This window comes from Pantoea sp. SORGH_AS_0659 (assembly GCF_031453915.1).
GTDB classification, from domain to species: domain Bacteria; phylum Pseudomonadota; class Gammaproteobacteria; order Enterobacterales; family Enterobacteriaceae; genus Pantoea; species Pantoea leporis.
In genome coordinates, this window is the sequence record NZ_JAVJAK010000001.1 from 3,762,436 (window position 1) to 3,776,996 (window position 14,561).

A 14,561-nucleotide genomic window follows, 5' to 3' on the forward strand; every position below is an offset into this window, starting at 1 on the left:
TTGTAATGGCTATTCCAAAACTGAACGCTTACGCGCTACCCGCAGCAACTGAACTGCCAACCAATAAAGTGAAGTGGGCGCTTGAGCCTCAGCGTGCCGCGCTGCTGATTCACGATATGCAGGCTTACTTCCTTAATTTCTGGGGCGAAAACAGCCCGCTGGTTAATCAGGTGGTGGAAAACATCGCTCGTCTGCGTGCTTACTGCAAAGCGCAGGGCATACCGGTGTTCTATACCGCTCAGCCGAACGAACAGAGCGATGCCGATCGCGCACTCCTCAACGACATGTGGGGACCGGGCCTGAACAAACATCCGGATCAGCAGAAGATCGTTGATGCGCTGGCGCCGGATCAGGACGATCAGGTACTGACCAAATGGCGATACAGCGCCTTCGTGCGCTCACCGCTGGAATCGATCCTGCAGGAGATGGGCCGCGATCAGTTGATCATCACCGGCGTGTACGCGCATATCGGTTGCCTGACCACCGCGACTGACGCCTTTATGCGTAATATCCAGCCGTTTATGGTGGCGGATGCGCTGGCCGACTTCACGCGCGAAGAGCACATGATGGCGCTGACTTACACCGCAGGTCGCAGCGGTAAAGTAGTGATGACCGCCGACCTGATGCCGCTGCCGTTGAGCAAAGACGATCTGCGTGCGCTGATTCTGCCGCTGCTGGAAGATGACGATGTGCCTGCAGATGACGAGAACCTGATCGATTACGGTCTGGATTCAGTACGCGTGATGGCGCTGGCGGCGCGCTGGCGTCAGGTGCACAGCGACATCGATTTCGTCAGTCTGGCAAAAAATCCGACCATCGATGGCTGGTGGGCGCTGTTATCAAGGGTGCCAGCTAAATGAGTGCAACTTTCGATTTCAGTGGAAAAATCGTCTGGGTAACCGGCGCAGGCAAAGGGATTGGTTACCACACCGCGCTGAGCTTCCATCAGGCGGGCGCGCAGGTTGTCGGCTTCGATCTGCGTTTCGATCAGGCCGACTATCCTTTCGCCACGCAGGTGCTGGATGTGGCGAACGCCGCCGAGGTGAAAGCGGTTTGTCAGCGTTTGCTGGCAGATCAGCCACGTCTCGATGTGCTGGTGAACGGTGCCGGCATCCTGCGTATTGGCAGCACCGATGAACTGTCGTTCGACGATTGGCAGGCGTGTCTGGCGGTGAATGCCGGCGGCGCGTTCAACCTGTTCCAGCAAACCTTGCCGGTGTTTCGCCAGCAGCGTGCGGGTGCGATTGTGACTATCGCCTCTAATGCGGCACATGCGCCGCGCCTTGGTATGTCCGCTTATGGCGCTTCCAAAGCGGCGTTGCGCAGCTTGTGTCTGACCGTGGGTTTAGAGATGGCGCCTTACGGCGTGCGCTGCAATATCGTTTCTCCGGGTTCCACCGATACCGATATGCAACGCAGTCTGTGGCATACGCCAGAAGCCGAGCAGGAGATGATCAATGGTTTCCCGGAACAGTACAAACTGGGGATCCCGCTGCGTAAGATCGCTAAACCGCAGGAGATCGTCGCTAACGTGATGTTCCTCGCGTCGGATCTTGCCAGCCACGTGGTGCTGCAGGATATTGTGGTCGACGGTGGCGCAACGCTGGGATCCTAAGTTATGGCAATCTGGAAACGTTCGGTCGATGTTGAAACGTTGAATAAGATGGGTGAAAACTCGCTGGTGGCACACGTTGGCATTGTGTTTACCACCATCGGTGAAGATTATCTCGAAGCCACCATGCCGGTGGATGCCCGCACGCAGCAGCCGTTTGGCCTGCTGCACGGCGGCGCTTCTGTAGTGCTGGCGGAATCGATGGGATCGATCGCCGGTTATCTCAGCATCGAAGAAGGTAAAAGCGTGGTGGGGATTGAGGTGAGCGCCAGCCACCATCGTGCAGTAAGCAGCGGTGAAGTGCGCGGTATTTGCCGCCCGCTGCACCTTGGTGCGCGTAATCAAAGCTGGCAGATTGAGATTCGTAACGCCCGCAATCAGCTGTGCTGCACCTCGAGATTGACGGTGGCGGTGCTGGGTTAAGACATAAAAAAAGCGGCCTTCGGGCCGCTTTTTTGTACGATTAACGCTGGTAAATGATTTCGACGCCTTCGTCGTCCTCTTCGTCCCAGTCGTCATCCCAATCGTCGTCTTCTTCCACTTCCTGCGCCGTTTCCATGGCTTCACGGTGATAATCATCCCACATGAAGGCCACTTTCTCTGGCTCTTTAGTTTCTTCTTCGGCTTCTTTTGGATTTTCGATGATAAAGCTCATCACATCCCAGCAAAGATCTTTCACGCCATCATGGCTAGCCGCAGAGATTAGGTAATATTTTTCTTCCCAGCCTAATGCTTCCACTACCGCTTTGGCACGGCTTTCCGCTTCTTCGCGGCTCAGCAGGTCACATTTGTTGAATACTAACCAGCGCGGCTTCTGGAACAGTTTATCGCTGTATTTCTCCAGTTCGCCGAGAATGATGCGGGCATTTTCTACCGGATCAGATTCATCGATAGGGGCAAGATCGATCAGGTGCAACAGCACGCGGCAGCGCTCAAGGTGCTTCAGGAAGCGAATACCCAGACCTGCGCCATCCGCTGCGCCTTCAATCAGGCCCGGAATGTCGGCGACAACAAAGCTCTTTTCGTTGTCCATACGCACCACGCCAAGGCTTGGCACCAGCGTAGTGAACGGATAATCCGCAACTTTGGGTTTCGCTGCGGATACCGAGCGAATAAAGGTCGATTTACCGGCATTCGGCAGACCCAACATACCAACGTCAGCCAGCAGCATCAGTTCCAGTTGCAGGTCGCGCTTCTCGCCCGGTGTTCCCATGGTTTTTTGACGCGGGGAACGGTTAACTGAGGATTTAAAGCGCGTGTTACCAAGGCCATGCCAGCCGCCTTTCGCCACCATCAGCTTCTGCTCATGACGCGTCATGTCGCCCAGCGTTTCGCCGGTACCCTGGTCAATTACGCGGGTACCAACGGGCACTTTAACGATGATGTCTTTACCACGTTTACCGGTGCAATCACGGCTTTGGCCATTCTGGCCACGTTCGGCACGGAAAGACTTTTCAAAGCGATAATCGATCAGGGTGTTGAGGTTTTCATCCGCCAACAAATACACGTCGCCGCCGTCGCCGCCGTCGCCGCCATCCGGGCCGCCTCTTGGAATATATTTTTCACGGCGGAAGCTTACGCAACCATTGCCACCATCACCCGCGACCGCAAGGATCGTCGCTTCATCTACAAACTTCATTTTATTTCTCCGTCACGCTGTCGTTCACGGCAGCTTGCAGGCCGCAAACGGGTCCGCCAGGGTCTTCTGCGCTGACCGACGGCGGATAATACAAGACTGGCAAAGCCAGGAGTACATAAATTGTACAACAACTGTGCTAAAGCGTAACTGTTATCCAGCAAGCTCAGTAGCAGAATGTAAAAAGCCCCGCAAAGCTGCGGGGCCTTTTATTCGTGTATTCAGACGTTAGACGTCTGCAGCACGACAACCTTACTCAGCAACGATGCTGATATATTTACGGTTGTTCGGGCCTTTAATCTCGAATTTTACTTTGCCGTCTGCGGTGGCAAACAGGGTGTGGTCACGACCACAACCTACGTTGCTACCTGCGTGGAATTTAGTGCCACGCTGACGAACGATGATGCTACCTGCCAGAACAGATTCGCCACCGAAACGTTTTACACCCAGACGTTTTGCGTTGGAGTCGCGACCGTTACGGGTCGAGCCACCAGCCTTCTTATGTGCCATTTGTCAGATCTCCTCTTACGCGCCGATCACAGTGATTTTCACATCTGTGAACCACTGACGGTGACCAGCTTGCTTACGGTAGTGTTTACGACGACGAAACTTAACGATTTTAATTTTCTCGCCACGACCGTGAGCAACAACTTCTGCCTTGATCACACCGCCTGAAACCAGTGGCGCGCCGATTTTCACGTCTTCGCCATTTGCGATCATCAGAACCTGGTCAAACTCAATGGTTTCACCGGTTGCGATGTCCAGCTTTTCCAGGCGAACGGTCTGACCTTCGCTTACTCGGTGTTGTTTACCACCACTTTGGAAAACCGCGTACATATAAAACTCCGCTTCTGCGCGTGCCTTTCTATTCATCAGGCGGCGCGATAAATATTCACAATAGGGCGCGAATTCTACGCAATACTCCAGCAGAAGACAAGAGCACTTTGCACTCTCTTGCAGAAAAAAAGCGCAAGGCGAATGCAAACGTTTCGCAACCCGATTTTTCAAGTACAATCAGTAACAGATTACCTGAACTCACGCTGTGTAAAGCGCTTACCATGCAAAAAACGAGTAAAGCTGAAAAGACGAATGAACTTAGAACAGATTAATGAATTAACCGCGCAGGACATGGCGGCCGTCAACCAGACCATCCTCGAGCAGCTGAATTCAGAAGTCTCACTGATTAACCAGTTGGGCTATTACATCATCAGCGGCGGGGGCAAACGCATCCGTCCGATGATCGCTGTGCTGTCGGCACGCGCGCTGAATTATCAGGGATCGTTGCACATCACTAATGCGGCGCTGATCGAATTTATCCATACGGCGACGCTGCTGCACGATGATGTGGTGGATGAATCCGATATGCGCCGTGGCAAAGCCACCGCTAACGCCGCGTTCGGTAATGCGGCAAGCGTGCTGGTGGGCGATTTTATCTATACGCGCTCATTCCAGATGATGACCAGCATGGGATCCTTAAAGATCCTTGCGCTGATGTCGGAAGCGGTCAACGTGATCGCCGAAGGAGAAGTGCTGCAGTTAATGAACTGCAACGATCCCGATATCACTGAAGAGAGCTACATGCGGGTGATCTACAGCAAAACCGCTCGCCTGTTCGAAGCTGCCTCGCAAGCGTCGGCGATTTTAGCTGAGGCGACGCCCGCGCAGGAAAAGGCGTTACAGGATTATGGTCGCTACCTTGGCACCGCTTTCCAGTTAATTGATGATTTGCTGGATTACAGCGCAGATGGTGAAACGCTGGGCAAAAATACCGGTGATGACCTGAGCGAAGGTAAACCGACGCTGCCATTGCTGCACGCGATGCACAACGGGACGCTTGAGCAGGCGCAGATGATCCGTAAAGCCATTGAAGAAGGTAACGGTCGTCATCTGCTGGAACCGGTGCTGGCAGCTATGCAACAGACTGGCTCGCTGGAGTGGACGCGCAAACGCGCTGAAGAAGAGGCAGATAAAGCCATCGCAGCCCTGCAGGTATTACCCGAAAGCCCGTGGCGCAGCGCCCTCGAAGCGCTGGCGCACATGTCAGTACAGCGCGATTTCTGATTACAACGGGGCCTTCTCTGGCCCCGTTTCCTTCCTCACTCTTCTCCCTTTTTACTTACATCTCTTGCATCGCTTTTGCGAAAAGCGACGCAGTTTCGTGCGCCAGCCAAACATTTACTGGAAAATTACGGGAAACATTTGCTATAAAAACGCGGGTTTTTTCCAGATATCTCTGCCACGGGAGCGCCTTTTTACAGCGGAGATGAAGTAATAACACGGACATGGAGAAGAGAGTTATGTACACAAGGAAAGCGGATTGGCACCCGGCAGATATCATTGCTGCATTACGTAAGAAAGGCACATCACTGGCAGCGCTGTCACGCGAATCAGGGCTCAGCTCCTCAACGCTAGCCAATGCGCTGTCGCGTCCCTGGCCCAAAGGTGAGTGGCTAATCGCCAATGCGATCAAGGTTCATCCGGCAGACATCTGGCCAAGCCGATATTACGATCCTGTTACCGGCCAGTTATTGGATCGCAAGAAGTGCATCCGATCGCCGAAGGATCGTAAAAAGATCTGACTGTAATACCAATGAAAAAAAACCAGCCGCGTTGCCGTGACTGGTTTTTTTGATCTACGAAGCAGAAATTATTCGCCGCTTACGCGCTCGATATTTGCACCCATCGCTTTCAACTTATCTTCGATGTGCTCGTAGCCACGGTCGATGTGATAGATACGATCCACTATCGTGGTGCCTTCCGCGATACAACCCGCCAGCACCAGACTCGCTGATGCACGCAAATCGGTGGCCATCACCTGCGCACCCGACAAGGTTTCTACGCCATGACAAATCGCTGTGTTGCTCTCGATTTCCGCGTGCGCGCCCATACGAATCAGCTCAGGGATATGCATAAAGCGGTTTTCGAAGATGGTTTCGGTAATCACACCGGTTCCTTCTGCCACCAGGTTCAACAGTGTGAACTGCGCCTGCATGTCAGTAGGGAAGCCAGGATGCGGCGCGGTACGGATATTCACCGCTTTTGGACGCTTGCCGTGCATATCCAGGCTGATCCAATCTTCGCCCACTTCGATCTCTGCACCAGCCTCACGCAATTTAGACAGCACGGCATCCAGCGTATCTGGCTTCGTGTTGTGGCAAACAACTTTGCCCCGTGAAATGGCTGCTGCGACCAGGAAAGTACCGGTTTCGATACGATCTGGCAGCACGCGATAAACGCCGCCGCCCAGACGCTCAACACCTTCAATGGTGATTTTGTCTGTGCCCGCGCCGGTGATTTTCGCACCCAGCGTGTTGAGGAAGTTTGCCGTATCGACAATCTCCGGCTCACGCGCGGCGTTCTCAATGATGGTGATGCCGGTGGCCAGCGTGGCCGCGCTCATGATGGTAACGGTAGCGCCGACAGACACTTTATCCATCACGATATGCGCGCCCTTCAGACGGCCATTGACAGAAGCTTTAACGTAGCCCTCTTCCAGCTTAATTTCCGCACCCAGCTGTTCCAGGCCAGTAATGTGCAGATCGACCGGGCGTGCACCGATAGCGCAGCCGCCCGGCAGTGAAACCTGGCCCTGACCAAAACGCGCCACCAGCGGACCCAGCGCCCAAATCGAAGCACGCATGGTTTTCACTAAATCGTATGGCGCACTGAAAACATTAACTTCGCGAGCATCAACGTGGACCGAACCATTGCGCTCAACGCGCGCACCCAGCAGATTCAACAGCTTCATGGTGGTATCGATATCACGCAGCTTCGGTACGTTCTGAATCTCTACCGGCTCTTCAGCCAGCAGCGCAGCAAACAGAATCGGCAACGCAGCATTCTTCGCCCCGGAAATGGTCACTTCACCACTTAAACGGGTGGGGCCTTGCACACGAAATTTGTCCATTAACACCGCTCTCAATTATCTATCAATAAAACAACCGGTGAGGCACTTAGAAACCGTTGAGTTTACGGTCGCGCGCCCACTCGGCTGGGGTATAAGTTTTGATGGAAACCGCATGAATACGGTTATCCGCAATATATTCCATCAGCGGCGCGTACACAGCCTGCTGCTTCTTCACGCGGCTCAGTTCGCCGAACATTTCGCCCACCGCGATGACCTGAAAATGGCTGCCATCGTTGCTAAGTACGTGTACTTCTTCTAATGCCAGCGCCTGCATCAGCACGGCCTGAACTTCACTATTTTCCATCGCTCGTTACTTCGCTTAATAATAATAAGGCAGACATCTTAGAGGAAAGCGCCTGACTCTTAAATACGCAAAAGCCCCTGAAAAAATCAGGGGCTTAGCATCGACATCATTCGATCAGGCGATTTTTTCCGCAGAAACAATAATCTGCTGCAGGTTATACAGCGTGATCAGTGACTGGAGTTTATCGGAGATCCCAGAGAAAAGTGGTGCGCTGCCTTGAGCACGCGCAATTTCACGCAGATGCACCAATAGCGCTAAACCCGCTGAATCCACCCTTTCCAGCCCGGCGACATCAATGGTGGTGATATCCGCCACCGCAGTGTCACGTTCCTGCCACAAGGTCAGCAAAGTATCACGATCTAATTTGCCGCTTAAGGCCAGCGTGCTGGCAGTGCGCTGCCAGCGTAACGGTTCACTCATTATTGCTTTTTATCCAGGGTGATCGGCTGTGCGGCATAGGTTTTCAGCTGAGCCGTCAAGCCATCAATGCCTTTGGTACGCAGCAGATCGCCCCACTCATTCTGTTTCGTGGTGATCATGCTGATGCCTTCGGCCACCATATCATACGCCTGCCAGTTGCCGGTTTGGCTGTTCTTACGCCACTGGAAATCGAGACGCACAGGCGGACGCCCATTAGGATCGATGATGGTGACGCGAATCGCCACGATATTGGCATCGCCAATCGGCTGCTCCGGCTGAATCTGGTAGGTTTGACCGTTGTACAGCGCCAGCGCCTGGCCGTAAGCCTGTGCCAGATAATCACCGAACGCGGCAAAGTAGGCATCACGTTGCGCTGGTGTCGCATCGCGATAATAGCGACCAAGAACCAACGCACCGGCATATTTTATCTGTACGTACGGCATCAGTTCCTGACGTACCACTTCGCGCAGATAGTTCGGATCCTGCTTAATCTTCGGCTGTTCGTTTTTCAGGCGGGTGAAGGTCTTTTCCGCCGCTTCGTTCATCAGCTTGTAAGGATTAGTTTGATCCGCTGCGGCGTTGGCTGCCAGCGGTGCGATTGCCAACAGGGCAATCATCAGTAAACGTTTAAACATCATGTTTTACCTCGTAGGTTATTCCGTTGTTGCAGGTGCTGCCGGTGCACTCTGCGCACCCTGTGATTTATCGTCAGATTTATTATCGCCGCTTTTATAGAGGAATTGACCGATCAGGTCTTCCAGCACCAGCGCCGACTTGGTGTCACGCAGCGTGCCGCCATCTTTCAGCATAGAAGAACCAAGCTCGGGATCGTCAAAACCTAAATTCAGCGCCAGGAACTGTTCACCGAGCAGGCCTTGAGTACGGATGGCTAATGAGCTGGTGTCGGGAATCTTATCAGCGTATTTATCGCTAATATCCATGGTCACACGCGGTGAGAGGGTTTTCTCATCCAGCGCAATATCTGACACCCGGCCAATTAACACGCCGCCAATTTTCACCGGAGAACTGACTTTCAGTCCGCCGATATTATCGAAGGTGGCATACATCTTCCACGTTGGTTCGGTGCCGATAGTTTTGAGATCGGCAACGCGCAGGCCGAGGAATAACAGCGCCAGCAGCGCAGCCAGCATGAAGACGCCAACCCAGATTTCGTTTTTCTTGCTTTGCATTGCATCAATTCCCAAACATCAGTGCTGTCAGCACAAAATCCAAACCGAGTACCGCCAGTGAAGCATGCACCACGGTACGCGTTGTCGCACGACTGATCCCTTCCGAGGTCGGGATGGCATCATAGCCATTAAAGAGCGCAATCCAGGTTACCGTGACGGCAAAGACTGCGCTTTTGATCATGCAGTTAACGACATCAGTGCGGAAATCTACCGCGTTCTGCATCGCCGACCAGAAGAAACCGGGATCGATCCCTTTCCAGCTCACGCCAACCAGCGCGCCACCGGCAATACCAACGGCGGTAAAGATCAACGCCAGCAACGGCATGCTGATAAATCCTGCCCAGAAGCGCGGTGAGACCACGCGTCGTAGCGGATCGACGGCCATCATCTCCATGCTGGAGAGCTGTTCGGTGGCTTTCATCAGCCCGATTTCAGCGGTTAACGCTGAACCCGCACGGCCTGCAAACAGCAACGCCGTGACGACCGGACCGAGCTCACGCAGCAGCGAGAGCGCCACCAGCATGCCAAGGCTGGTTTCCGCATTGTAAGTGGTGAGCACCAGATAGCCTTGCAGACCCAGCACCATGCCAATAAACAAGCCAGATACCACGATGATCAGTAACGATAACACGCCCACGCTATACAACTGTTTTACCAGCAGCGGCGCATGGCGACGAAACGCCGGCTTACCGACTAACGCATGAAATAACATGAGGCCTGCGCGGCCAAAAGCGGCACAGGTATTGATTCCCTGACGTCCAAATGACGCTAGCGCCTGTAACAACATCAGTTTACGTTCTCCCTGAGCGGGTCAAGTCGCTGAGATAATCGCCAGCGGCAAAGCGGAAAGGCACCGGACCATCCGCATGACCCTCGATAAACTGGCGCACACGCGGATCGGGATTTTCTCGCAGTTCCGGCGCGCTACCCTGAGCAATGATTTTTTGTCCGGCAACAATATAGGCATGATCGGCAATGCTCAAGACCTCAGGCACATCGTGTGAAACCACGATGCAGGTCAGGCCCAGGGCATGATTCAGTTCGTCAATTAACTTCACCAGCACGCCCATGGTAATTGGATCCTGGCCGACAAAAGGCTCATCGAGCATGATCAATTCGGGTTCCAGCGCGATAGCACGCGCCAGCGCCGCACGGCGGGCCATACCGCCAGAGAGTTCGGCAGGCATTAGTTTAGCGGCTCCGCGCAAACCCACCGCTTCCAGCTTCATCAATACGGTGCTGTGCAACAGTTCTGGCGGCAGCTGCGTATGTTCACGCAACGGCCAGGCAACGTTTTCATACACGTTGAGATCGGTAAACAGCGCGCCGGACTGAAACAGCATGCTCATTTTTTTACGCGCTTCGTACAATTTGGTGCGGGAAAGCGTCGGGATATTTTGATCGCGGAACCAAATCTCGCCTTTATCGGGCTGTAATTGCCCACCGATCAGACGCAATAATGTGGTTTTGCCAATTCCGGACGGGCCCATAATCGCGGTAACTTTACCGGCAGGAACCGTTAACGAGATGTCGTCGAAGATAGTACGATCTCCGCGCGTGAAACTGACGCCACGAACCTCAACCAGATTCGTTTGCTGCTGGATCATCTTTACCTCTTTATGCGGATCGGGCGCTATCAAAGCTGTGGATGGTAGCCTGGTAGCCTCGAATGCACGATAGTTTTACAGAAACTTACCCACTTAGTGTGGCGAAAACGGCCTTAAAATTTACTTTTGCCTCTCAGACAGTCAAAATCAGCGCCTGTTAGTGCGTGCAGAATGTTTTTACCCGTCGGACAAGGTTCGCCGACACCTCCATCCATCAAGGATTTTTAATGTTCGTAGCCTCTGCCTTGCTGTTTATCGGATTGATTTTACTGGTTTACGGTGCCGACCGTTTGGTATTTAGCGCCGCGATCCTCTGTCGATCCTTTGGCATCCCACCGCTGATCATTGGTATGACGGTGGTGAGCATTGGCACATCATTACCGGAATTGATCGTCTCGTTTTCGGCCGCACAGCATGGACAGATGGATTTAGCGGTTGGCACCGCGCTGGGCTCGAACATCACCAATATTCTATTAATTCTGGGCGGCGCGGCGTTGCTCCACCCATTGACAGTACACTCCAATCTGATTCGGCGCGAATTGCCATTAATGCTGCTAGTCTCACTGCTCTGCGGCATCATGCTGTTTGATAACTATTTAAGTCGACTCGACGGCATCGCGTTACTGCTGATTGCATTGAGTTATCTGCTGGTGGTGATTCGCATTGCTCGCCGTGCTGAACGCGATAATAACGACACGCTAACCCGCGAACAGCTGGCGGAGCTGCCGCGCGATGAGGCCGGTAACACCGTGGCCTTTCTGTGGCTGGCGGTTGCACTGATTATTTTGCCGATGTCGACGCGTATGGTGATCGACAACGCCACCGTCTTTGCCGACTACTTTGGTGTGAGCGAACTGGTGATGGGCCTGACGCTGATCGCCGTCGGCACCAGCTTGCCCGAACTGGCCACCGTGGTGGCTGGCGCGCTGAAAGGTGAGGACGATATCGCGATTGGTAACCTGATCGGCGCCAATATTTTCAATCTGGCGATTGTTCTCGGCCTGCCGGCGCTGATTCATCCCGGCAGCGTTGATGCGCATGCCTTCGCACGTGATTACTGGGTGATGCTGGCAGTGAGCGTACTGTTCGCCCTGCTCTGCCTGCTGCGCAAACGCCGTATTGGTCGTATCGCAGGCACACTATTATTAGGTGGTTTTATCGCGTGGGTGCTGTGGTTATGGCTGAGCCCCATGCTTATCACAAGCTATTAAGGACGGACTGACCATGTCACATCAGCAACCGGATTTCGATTTTCAACAAGCAGGCAAAGCGGTGCTGCGCATCGAACGCGAAGGGCTGGAGCAGCTTGATCAATATATCAATGATGATTTCGATCGCGCCTGCGCGATGATCTTTGCCTGCCGCGGCAAAGTGGTAGTGATGGGCATGGGCAAATCCGGGCATATCGGTAAAAAAATGGCCGCGACTTTTGCCAGCACCGGTACACCTTCGTTCTTTGTGCATCCCGGCGAAGCCAGCCACGGCGATCTCGGCATGGTCAGCACCAATGATGTGGTGATCGCGATTTCTAACAGCGGTGAATCCGGAGAAATTCTTGCGTTGGTGCCGGTGTTAAAGCGTCAGAAAGTGCAGCTGATTTGTATCACCGGCCGTTCTGAGAGCGCGATGGGCCGCGCTGCAGATGTGCATCTGTGCGTGAAAGTGCCGCAGGAGGCTTGTCCGCTCGGCCTGGCACCGACCACCAGCACCACCGCGACTTTAGTGATGGGCGATGCGCTGGCCGTGGCGTTGCTGGAAGCGCGCGGATTTACCCAGGAAGATTTTGCGCTGTCGCATCCCGGCGGTGCGCTGGGCCGCAAACTGCTGCTACACGTTAGCGATATCATGCACAGCGGCGATGAGATCCCGCACGTAAGCCGTGATGCGTCGATGCGTGATGCGCTGCTGGAAATTACCCGTAAGAATCTCGGTTTGACGGTGATCGTCGATGACCTAATGAAAATCGAAGGCATCTTTACCGATGGTGACTTGCGTCGCGTGTTCGATATGGGCATCGATTTCCAGAAAGCCACCATTCAGGAAGTGATGACCAGCGGCGGCATTCGCGTGCGCCCCAATATGCTGGCTGTTGACGCCCTTAATTTGATGCAAAACAAAAACATCACCGCCCTGCTGGTGGCCGATGACGATCGCCTGCTCGGTGTGGTACATATGCATGACATGCTGCGCGCTGGCGTGGTCTAACAGGAAGAAATAATGAGTGCTGAAACGGCGATGGTCGAGACTTGCTACGGTCCGGTAAGCGCGGACGTCATGGCGCGTGCTGCGAAGATTCGCCTGCTGATTTGTGACGTTGATGGCGTGATGTCCGATGGCGTCATTTATATGGGCAACAGCGGTGAAGAGCTGAAAGCTTTTAACGTGCGTGATGGTTATGGCGTGCGTTGCCTGCTGACCTCCGGCGTCGAAGTGGCTATTATTACCGGCCGCAAAGCAAAACTGCTGGAAGATCGCTGTAAGACGCTCGGCATTACGCATCTTTACCAGGGACAATCGGATAAGCTTTTGGCCTGGCGGGAACTCCTGGATAAACTGTCATTAACGGCCGATCAGGTCGCCTATATTGGCGATGACCTGATCGACTGGCCGGTAATGGCGCAGGCGGGTTTGAGCGTTGCCGTTGCTGATGCTCACCCGATTTTACTGCCGCGCGCGCATTATGTGACCCGCATTGCTGGTGGCCGCGGTGCGGTACGTGAGTTGTGCGATCTGATTTTGATGGCGCAGAACAAATTTGAGGATGCCAAAGGGCAATCAATATGAGTAAGAGCAGGCGTTGGATGACGCTGATCCTGGCCTTGATCGCCTTAGTGCTGATCGGCTGGAATCTCACCAATCAGGATGACGACAGAACGCCGGTGGCAATCAACGATCAAGCGCCAACCTACACCAGCGAGAAATCGAACACGGTGGTGTATAACCCCACAGGCGCGCTGGGCTATAAGCTGGTCTCCGATAAAGTGACCTACTTTGCTGCCGATGAGATAAGTTGGTTCGATAATCCGGTGATGACCACCTATGACGTAAATAAAGTGGCGACATGGTCGGTGCGCGCCGATAAGGCAAAGCTGACCAAAGATCGTATGCTTTATCTTTACGGCAACGTTGTTGTCAATTCTTTGACTCAGGATTCACAGCTTGAGCGCATCCTTACCGATAACGCTCAGGTTAATTTGGTCACCCAGGATGTGACATCTGACGATCAAGTCACCCTTTTTGGCCGCAGTTTTAATTCCACTGGCATGAAAATGCGCGGCAATTTACGGACGAAACATGCTGAGCTGCTTGAAAAGGTCAAAACTTCCTATGAAATTCAAAATGAACAAAAATAGCCTTAAGTTATTGCTGGTGAGTACGCTGCTGGCAACGAGCCTGCCTGCGCTGGCATTAACCGGCGACTCAGACAAACCGGTAAATATCGACTCCGTTAACCAGGCGCTGGATCTGCAGGGCAACGTTGCGACCTTTACCGGCAACGTAATTGTGACGCAGGGTTCCATCAAGATTACCGCCGATAAAGTGGTGGTCACTCGTCCGGGCGGCGATAGCAAAAAAACCATTGTTGATGCTTACGGCACGCCAGCCACCTTCTATCAGATGCAGGATAACGGCAAGCCGGTGCAAGGCCACGCCAGTAAACTGCACTATGAATTGGCGAACGATTTTGTTGAGCTGACCGGCAATGCCTTCATTCAGCAGCAGGACAGCAACATCAAAGGCGACCGCATCACTTACCTGGTGAAAGAGCAGAAAATGCAGGCATTCAGCCAGGGCGACAGCAAGCGCGTGACTACCGTTCTGGTACCGTCGCAGCTGCAGGACAAAAACGGTTCGTCCGCGAGCCCTAAAAAGAGTAACTGATTG

The 14,561-nt window shown here is 53.6% G+C and carries 20 protein-coding genes; 10 read left to right on the forward strand and 10 right to left on the reverse strand.

Annotated features, from left to right (window positions below; genetic code table 11):
* Positions 1–5: 5 nt before the first annotated feature.
* The 3 genes from Q3H59_RS17755 to Q3H59_RS17765 are packed head-to-tail and all read left to right on the forward strand — an operon-like array spanning position 6 to position 2,035.
* Positions 6–860, forward strand: a complete 855-nt coding sequence (locus tag Q3H59_RS17755; protein WP_110868078.1) for an isochorismatase — start codon at positions 6–8, stop codon at positions 858–860.
* Complete coding sequence (gene dhbA / locus Q3H59_RS17760; protein ID WP_192412537.1) at positions 857–1,615, forward strand: 2,3-dihydro-2,3-dihydroxybenzoate dehydrogenase; 759 nt, start codon at positions 857–859, stop codon at positions 1,613–1,615. Before Q3H59_RS17755 ends, dhbA begins: the two co-directional genes overlap by 4 nt.
* Positions 1,616–1,618: 3 nt before the next feature.
* Positions 1,619–2,035, forward strand: a complete 417-nt coding sequence (locus Q3H59_RS17765; RefSeq protein ID WP_137385048.1) for a hotdog fold thioesterase — start codon at positions 1,619–1,621, stop codon at positions 2,033–2,035.
* A gap of 40 nt (positions 2,036–2,075) precedes the next feature.
* Here the strand turns inward: Q3H59_RS17765 and cgtA are convergent, their stop codons facing one another.
* The 3 genes from cgtA to rplU form a co-directional block, all read right to left on the reverse strand.
* Complete coding sequence (gene cgtA / locus Q3H59_RS17770) at positions 2,076–3,251, reverse strand: Obg family GTPase CgtA (protein WP_101762271.1); 1,176 nt, start codon at positions 3,249–3,251, stop codon at positions 2,076–2,078.
* 249 nt (positions 3,252–3,500) lie between these two features.
* Complete coding sequence (gene rpmA / locus Q3H59_RS17775) at positions 3,501–3,758, reverse strand: 50S ribosomal protein L27 (RefSeq protein ID WP_007886647.1); 258 nt, start codon at positions 3,756–3,758, stop codon at positions 3,501–3,503.
* A 15-nt stretch (positions 3,759–3,773) separates the two neighbouring features.
* Complete coding sequence (rplU, locus tag Q3H59_RS17780; protein ID WP_007886644.1) at positions 3,774–4,085, reverse strand: 50S ribosomal protein L21; 312 nt, start codon at positions 4,083–4,085, stop codon at positions 3,774–3,776.
* A 252-nt stretch (positions 4,086–4,337) separates the two neighbouring features.
* On the opposite strand from rplU, the gene ispB reads away from it, so the two are divergent.
* Together ispB and Q3H59_RS17790 are read left to right on the forward strand one after the other, a co-directional pair.
* A complete protein-coding gene (ispB, locus tag Q3H59_RS17785; protein ID WP_101762272.1) occupies positions 4,338–5,309 on the forward strand; it encodes an octaprenyl diphosphate synthase in 972 nt (323 codons plus the stop codon).
* A 236-nt stretch (positions 5,310–5,545) separates the two neighbouring features.
* Positions 5,546–5,827 (forward strand): helix-turn-helix domain-containing protein, encoded by a 282-nt coding sequence (locus Q3H59_RS17790; protein WP_101762273.1) that lies wholly within the window; start codon positions 5,546–5,548, stop codon positions 5,825–5,827.
* Between the two features lie 68 nt (positions 5,828–5,895).
* Here Q3H59_RS17790 and murA read toward each other — a convergent pair whose 3' ends face one another.
* From murA to mlaF, 7 genes are all read right to left on the reverse strand, one after another.
* A complete protein-coding gene (gene murA, locus Q3H59_RS17795; protein WP_110868080.1) occupies positions 5,896–7,155 on the reverse strand; it encodes a UDP-N-acetylglucosamine 1-carboxyvinyltransferase in 1,260 nt (419 codons plus the stop codon).
* Between the two features lie 46 nt (positions 7,156–7,201).
* Positions 7,202–7,459, reverse strand: coding sequence for a BolA family iron metabolism protein IbaG (gene ibaG, locus Q3H59_RS17800; RefSeq protein ID WP_008104351.1), 258 nt, complete (start codon positions 7,457–7,459; stop codon positions 7,202–7,204).
* Positions 7,460–7,573: 114 nt separating this feature from the next.
* Positions 7,574–7,879, reverse strand: a complete 306-nt coding sequence (gene mlaB / locus Q3H59_RS17805) for a lipid asymmetry maintenance protein MlaB (protein ID WP_008104353.1) — start codon at positions 7,877–7,879, stop codon at positions 7,574–7,576.
* On the reverse strand, positions 7,879–8,514 hold the full coding sequence (gene mlaC, locus Q3H59_RS17810) for a phospholipid-binding protein MlaC (protein WP_101762276.1): 636 nt from the start codon (positions 8,512–8,514) through the stop codon (positions 7,879–7,881). The genes mlaB and mlaC overlap by 1 nt, the downstream gene beginning before the upstream one ends.
* A gap of 18 nt (positions 8,515–8,532) precedes the next feature.
* Entirely contained in the window at positions 8,533–9,069 is a 537-nt protein-coding gene (mlaD, locus tag Q3H59_RS17815; protein ID WP_137385047.1) for an outer membrane lipid asymmetry maintenance protein MlaD, read from the reverse strand.
* A 4-nt stretch (positions 9,070–9,073) separates the two neighbouring features.
* Positions 9,074–9,856 (reverse strand): lipid asymmetry maintenance ABC transporter permease subunit MlaE, encoded by a 783-nt coding sequence (gene mlaE, locus Q3H59_RS17820; RefSeq protein WP_007886633.1) that lies wholly within the window; start codon positions 9,854–9,856, stop codon positions 9,074–9,076.
* Between the two features lie 4 nt (positions 9,857–9,860).
* On the reverse strand, positions 9,861–10,676 hold the full coding sequence (gene mlaF / locus Q3H59_RS17825) for a phospholipid ABC transporter ATP-binding protein MlaF (RefSeq protein ID WP_192412539.1): 816 nt from the start codon (positions 10,674–10,676) through the stop codon (positions 9,861–9,863).
* Positions 10,677–10,903: 227 nt separating this feature from the next.
* Between mlaF and Q3H59_RS17830 the strand changes: the two genes are divergently transcribed.
* The 5 genes from Q3H59_RS17830 to lptA are packed head-to-tail and all read left to right on the forward strand — an operon-like array spanning position 10,904 to position 14,558.
* A complete protein-coding gene (locus Q3H59_RS17830) occupies positions 10,904–11,887 on the forward strand; it encodes a calcium/sodium antiporter (protein WP_277974440.1) in 984 nt (327 codons plus the stop codon).
* A 13-nt stretch (positions 11,888–11,900) separates the two neighbouring features.
* A complete protein-coding gene (kdsD, locus tag Q3H59_RS17835; protein WP_309836129.1) occupies positions 11,901–12,881 on the forward strand; it encodes an arabinose-5-phosphate isomerase KdsD in 981 nt (326 codons plus the stop codon).
* 12 nt (positions 12,882–12,893) lie between these two features.
* A complete protein-coding gene (gene kdsC, locus Q3H59_RS17840; RefSeq protein ID WP_101762280.1) occupies positions 12,894–13,460 on the forward strand; it encodes a 3-deoxy-manno-octulosonate-8-phosphatase KdsC in 567 nt (188 codons plus the stop codon).
* Entirely contained in the window at positions 13,457–14,029 is a 573-nt protein-coding gene (gene lptC, locus Q3H59_RS17845) for an LPS export ABC transporter periplasmic protein LptC (RefSeq protein ID WP_309836131.1), read from the forward strand. Before kdsC ends, lptC begins: the two co-directional genes overlap by 4 nt.
* The gene (lptA, locus tag Q3H59_RS17850) at positions 14,004–14,558 is read left to right on the forward strand and encodes a lipopolysaccharide ABC transporter substrate-binding protein LptA (RefSeq protein WP_036648348.1); all 555 of its coding nucleotides are present in this window, start codon (positions 14,004–14,006) and stop codon (positions 14,556–14,558) included. Before lptC ends, lptA begins: the two co-directional genes overlap by 26 nt.
* Positions 14,559–14,561 lie beyond the last annotated feature (3 nt).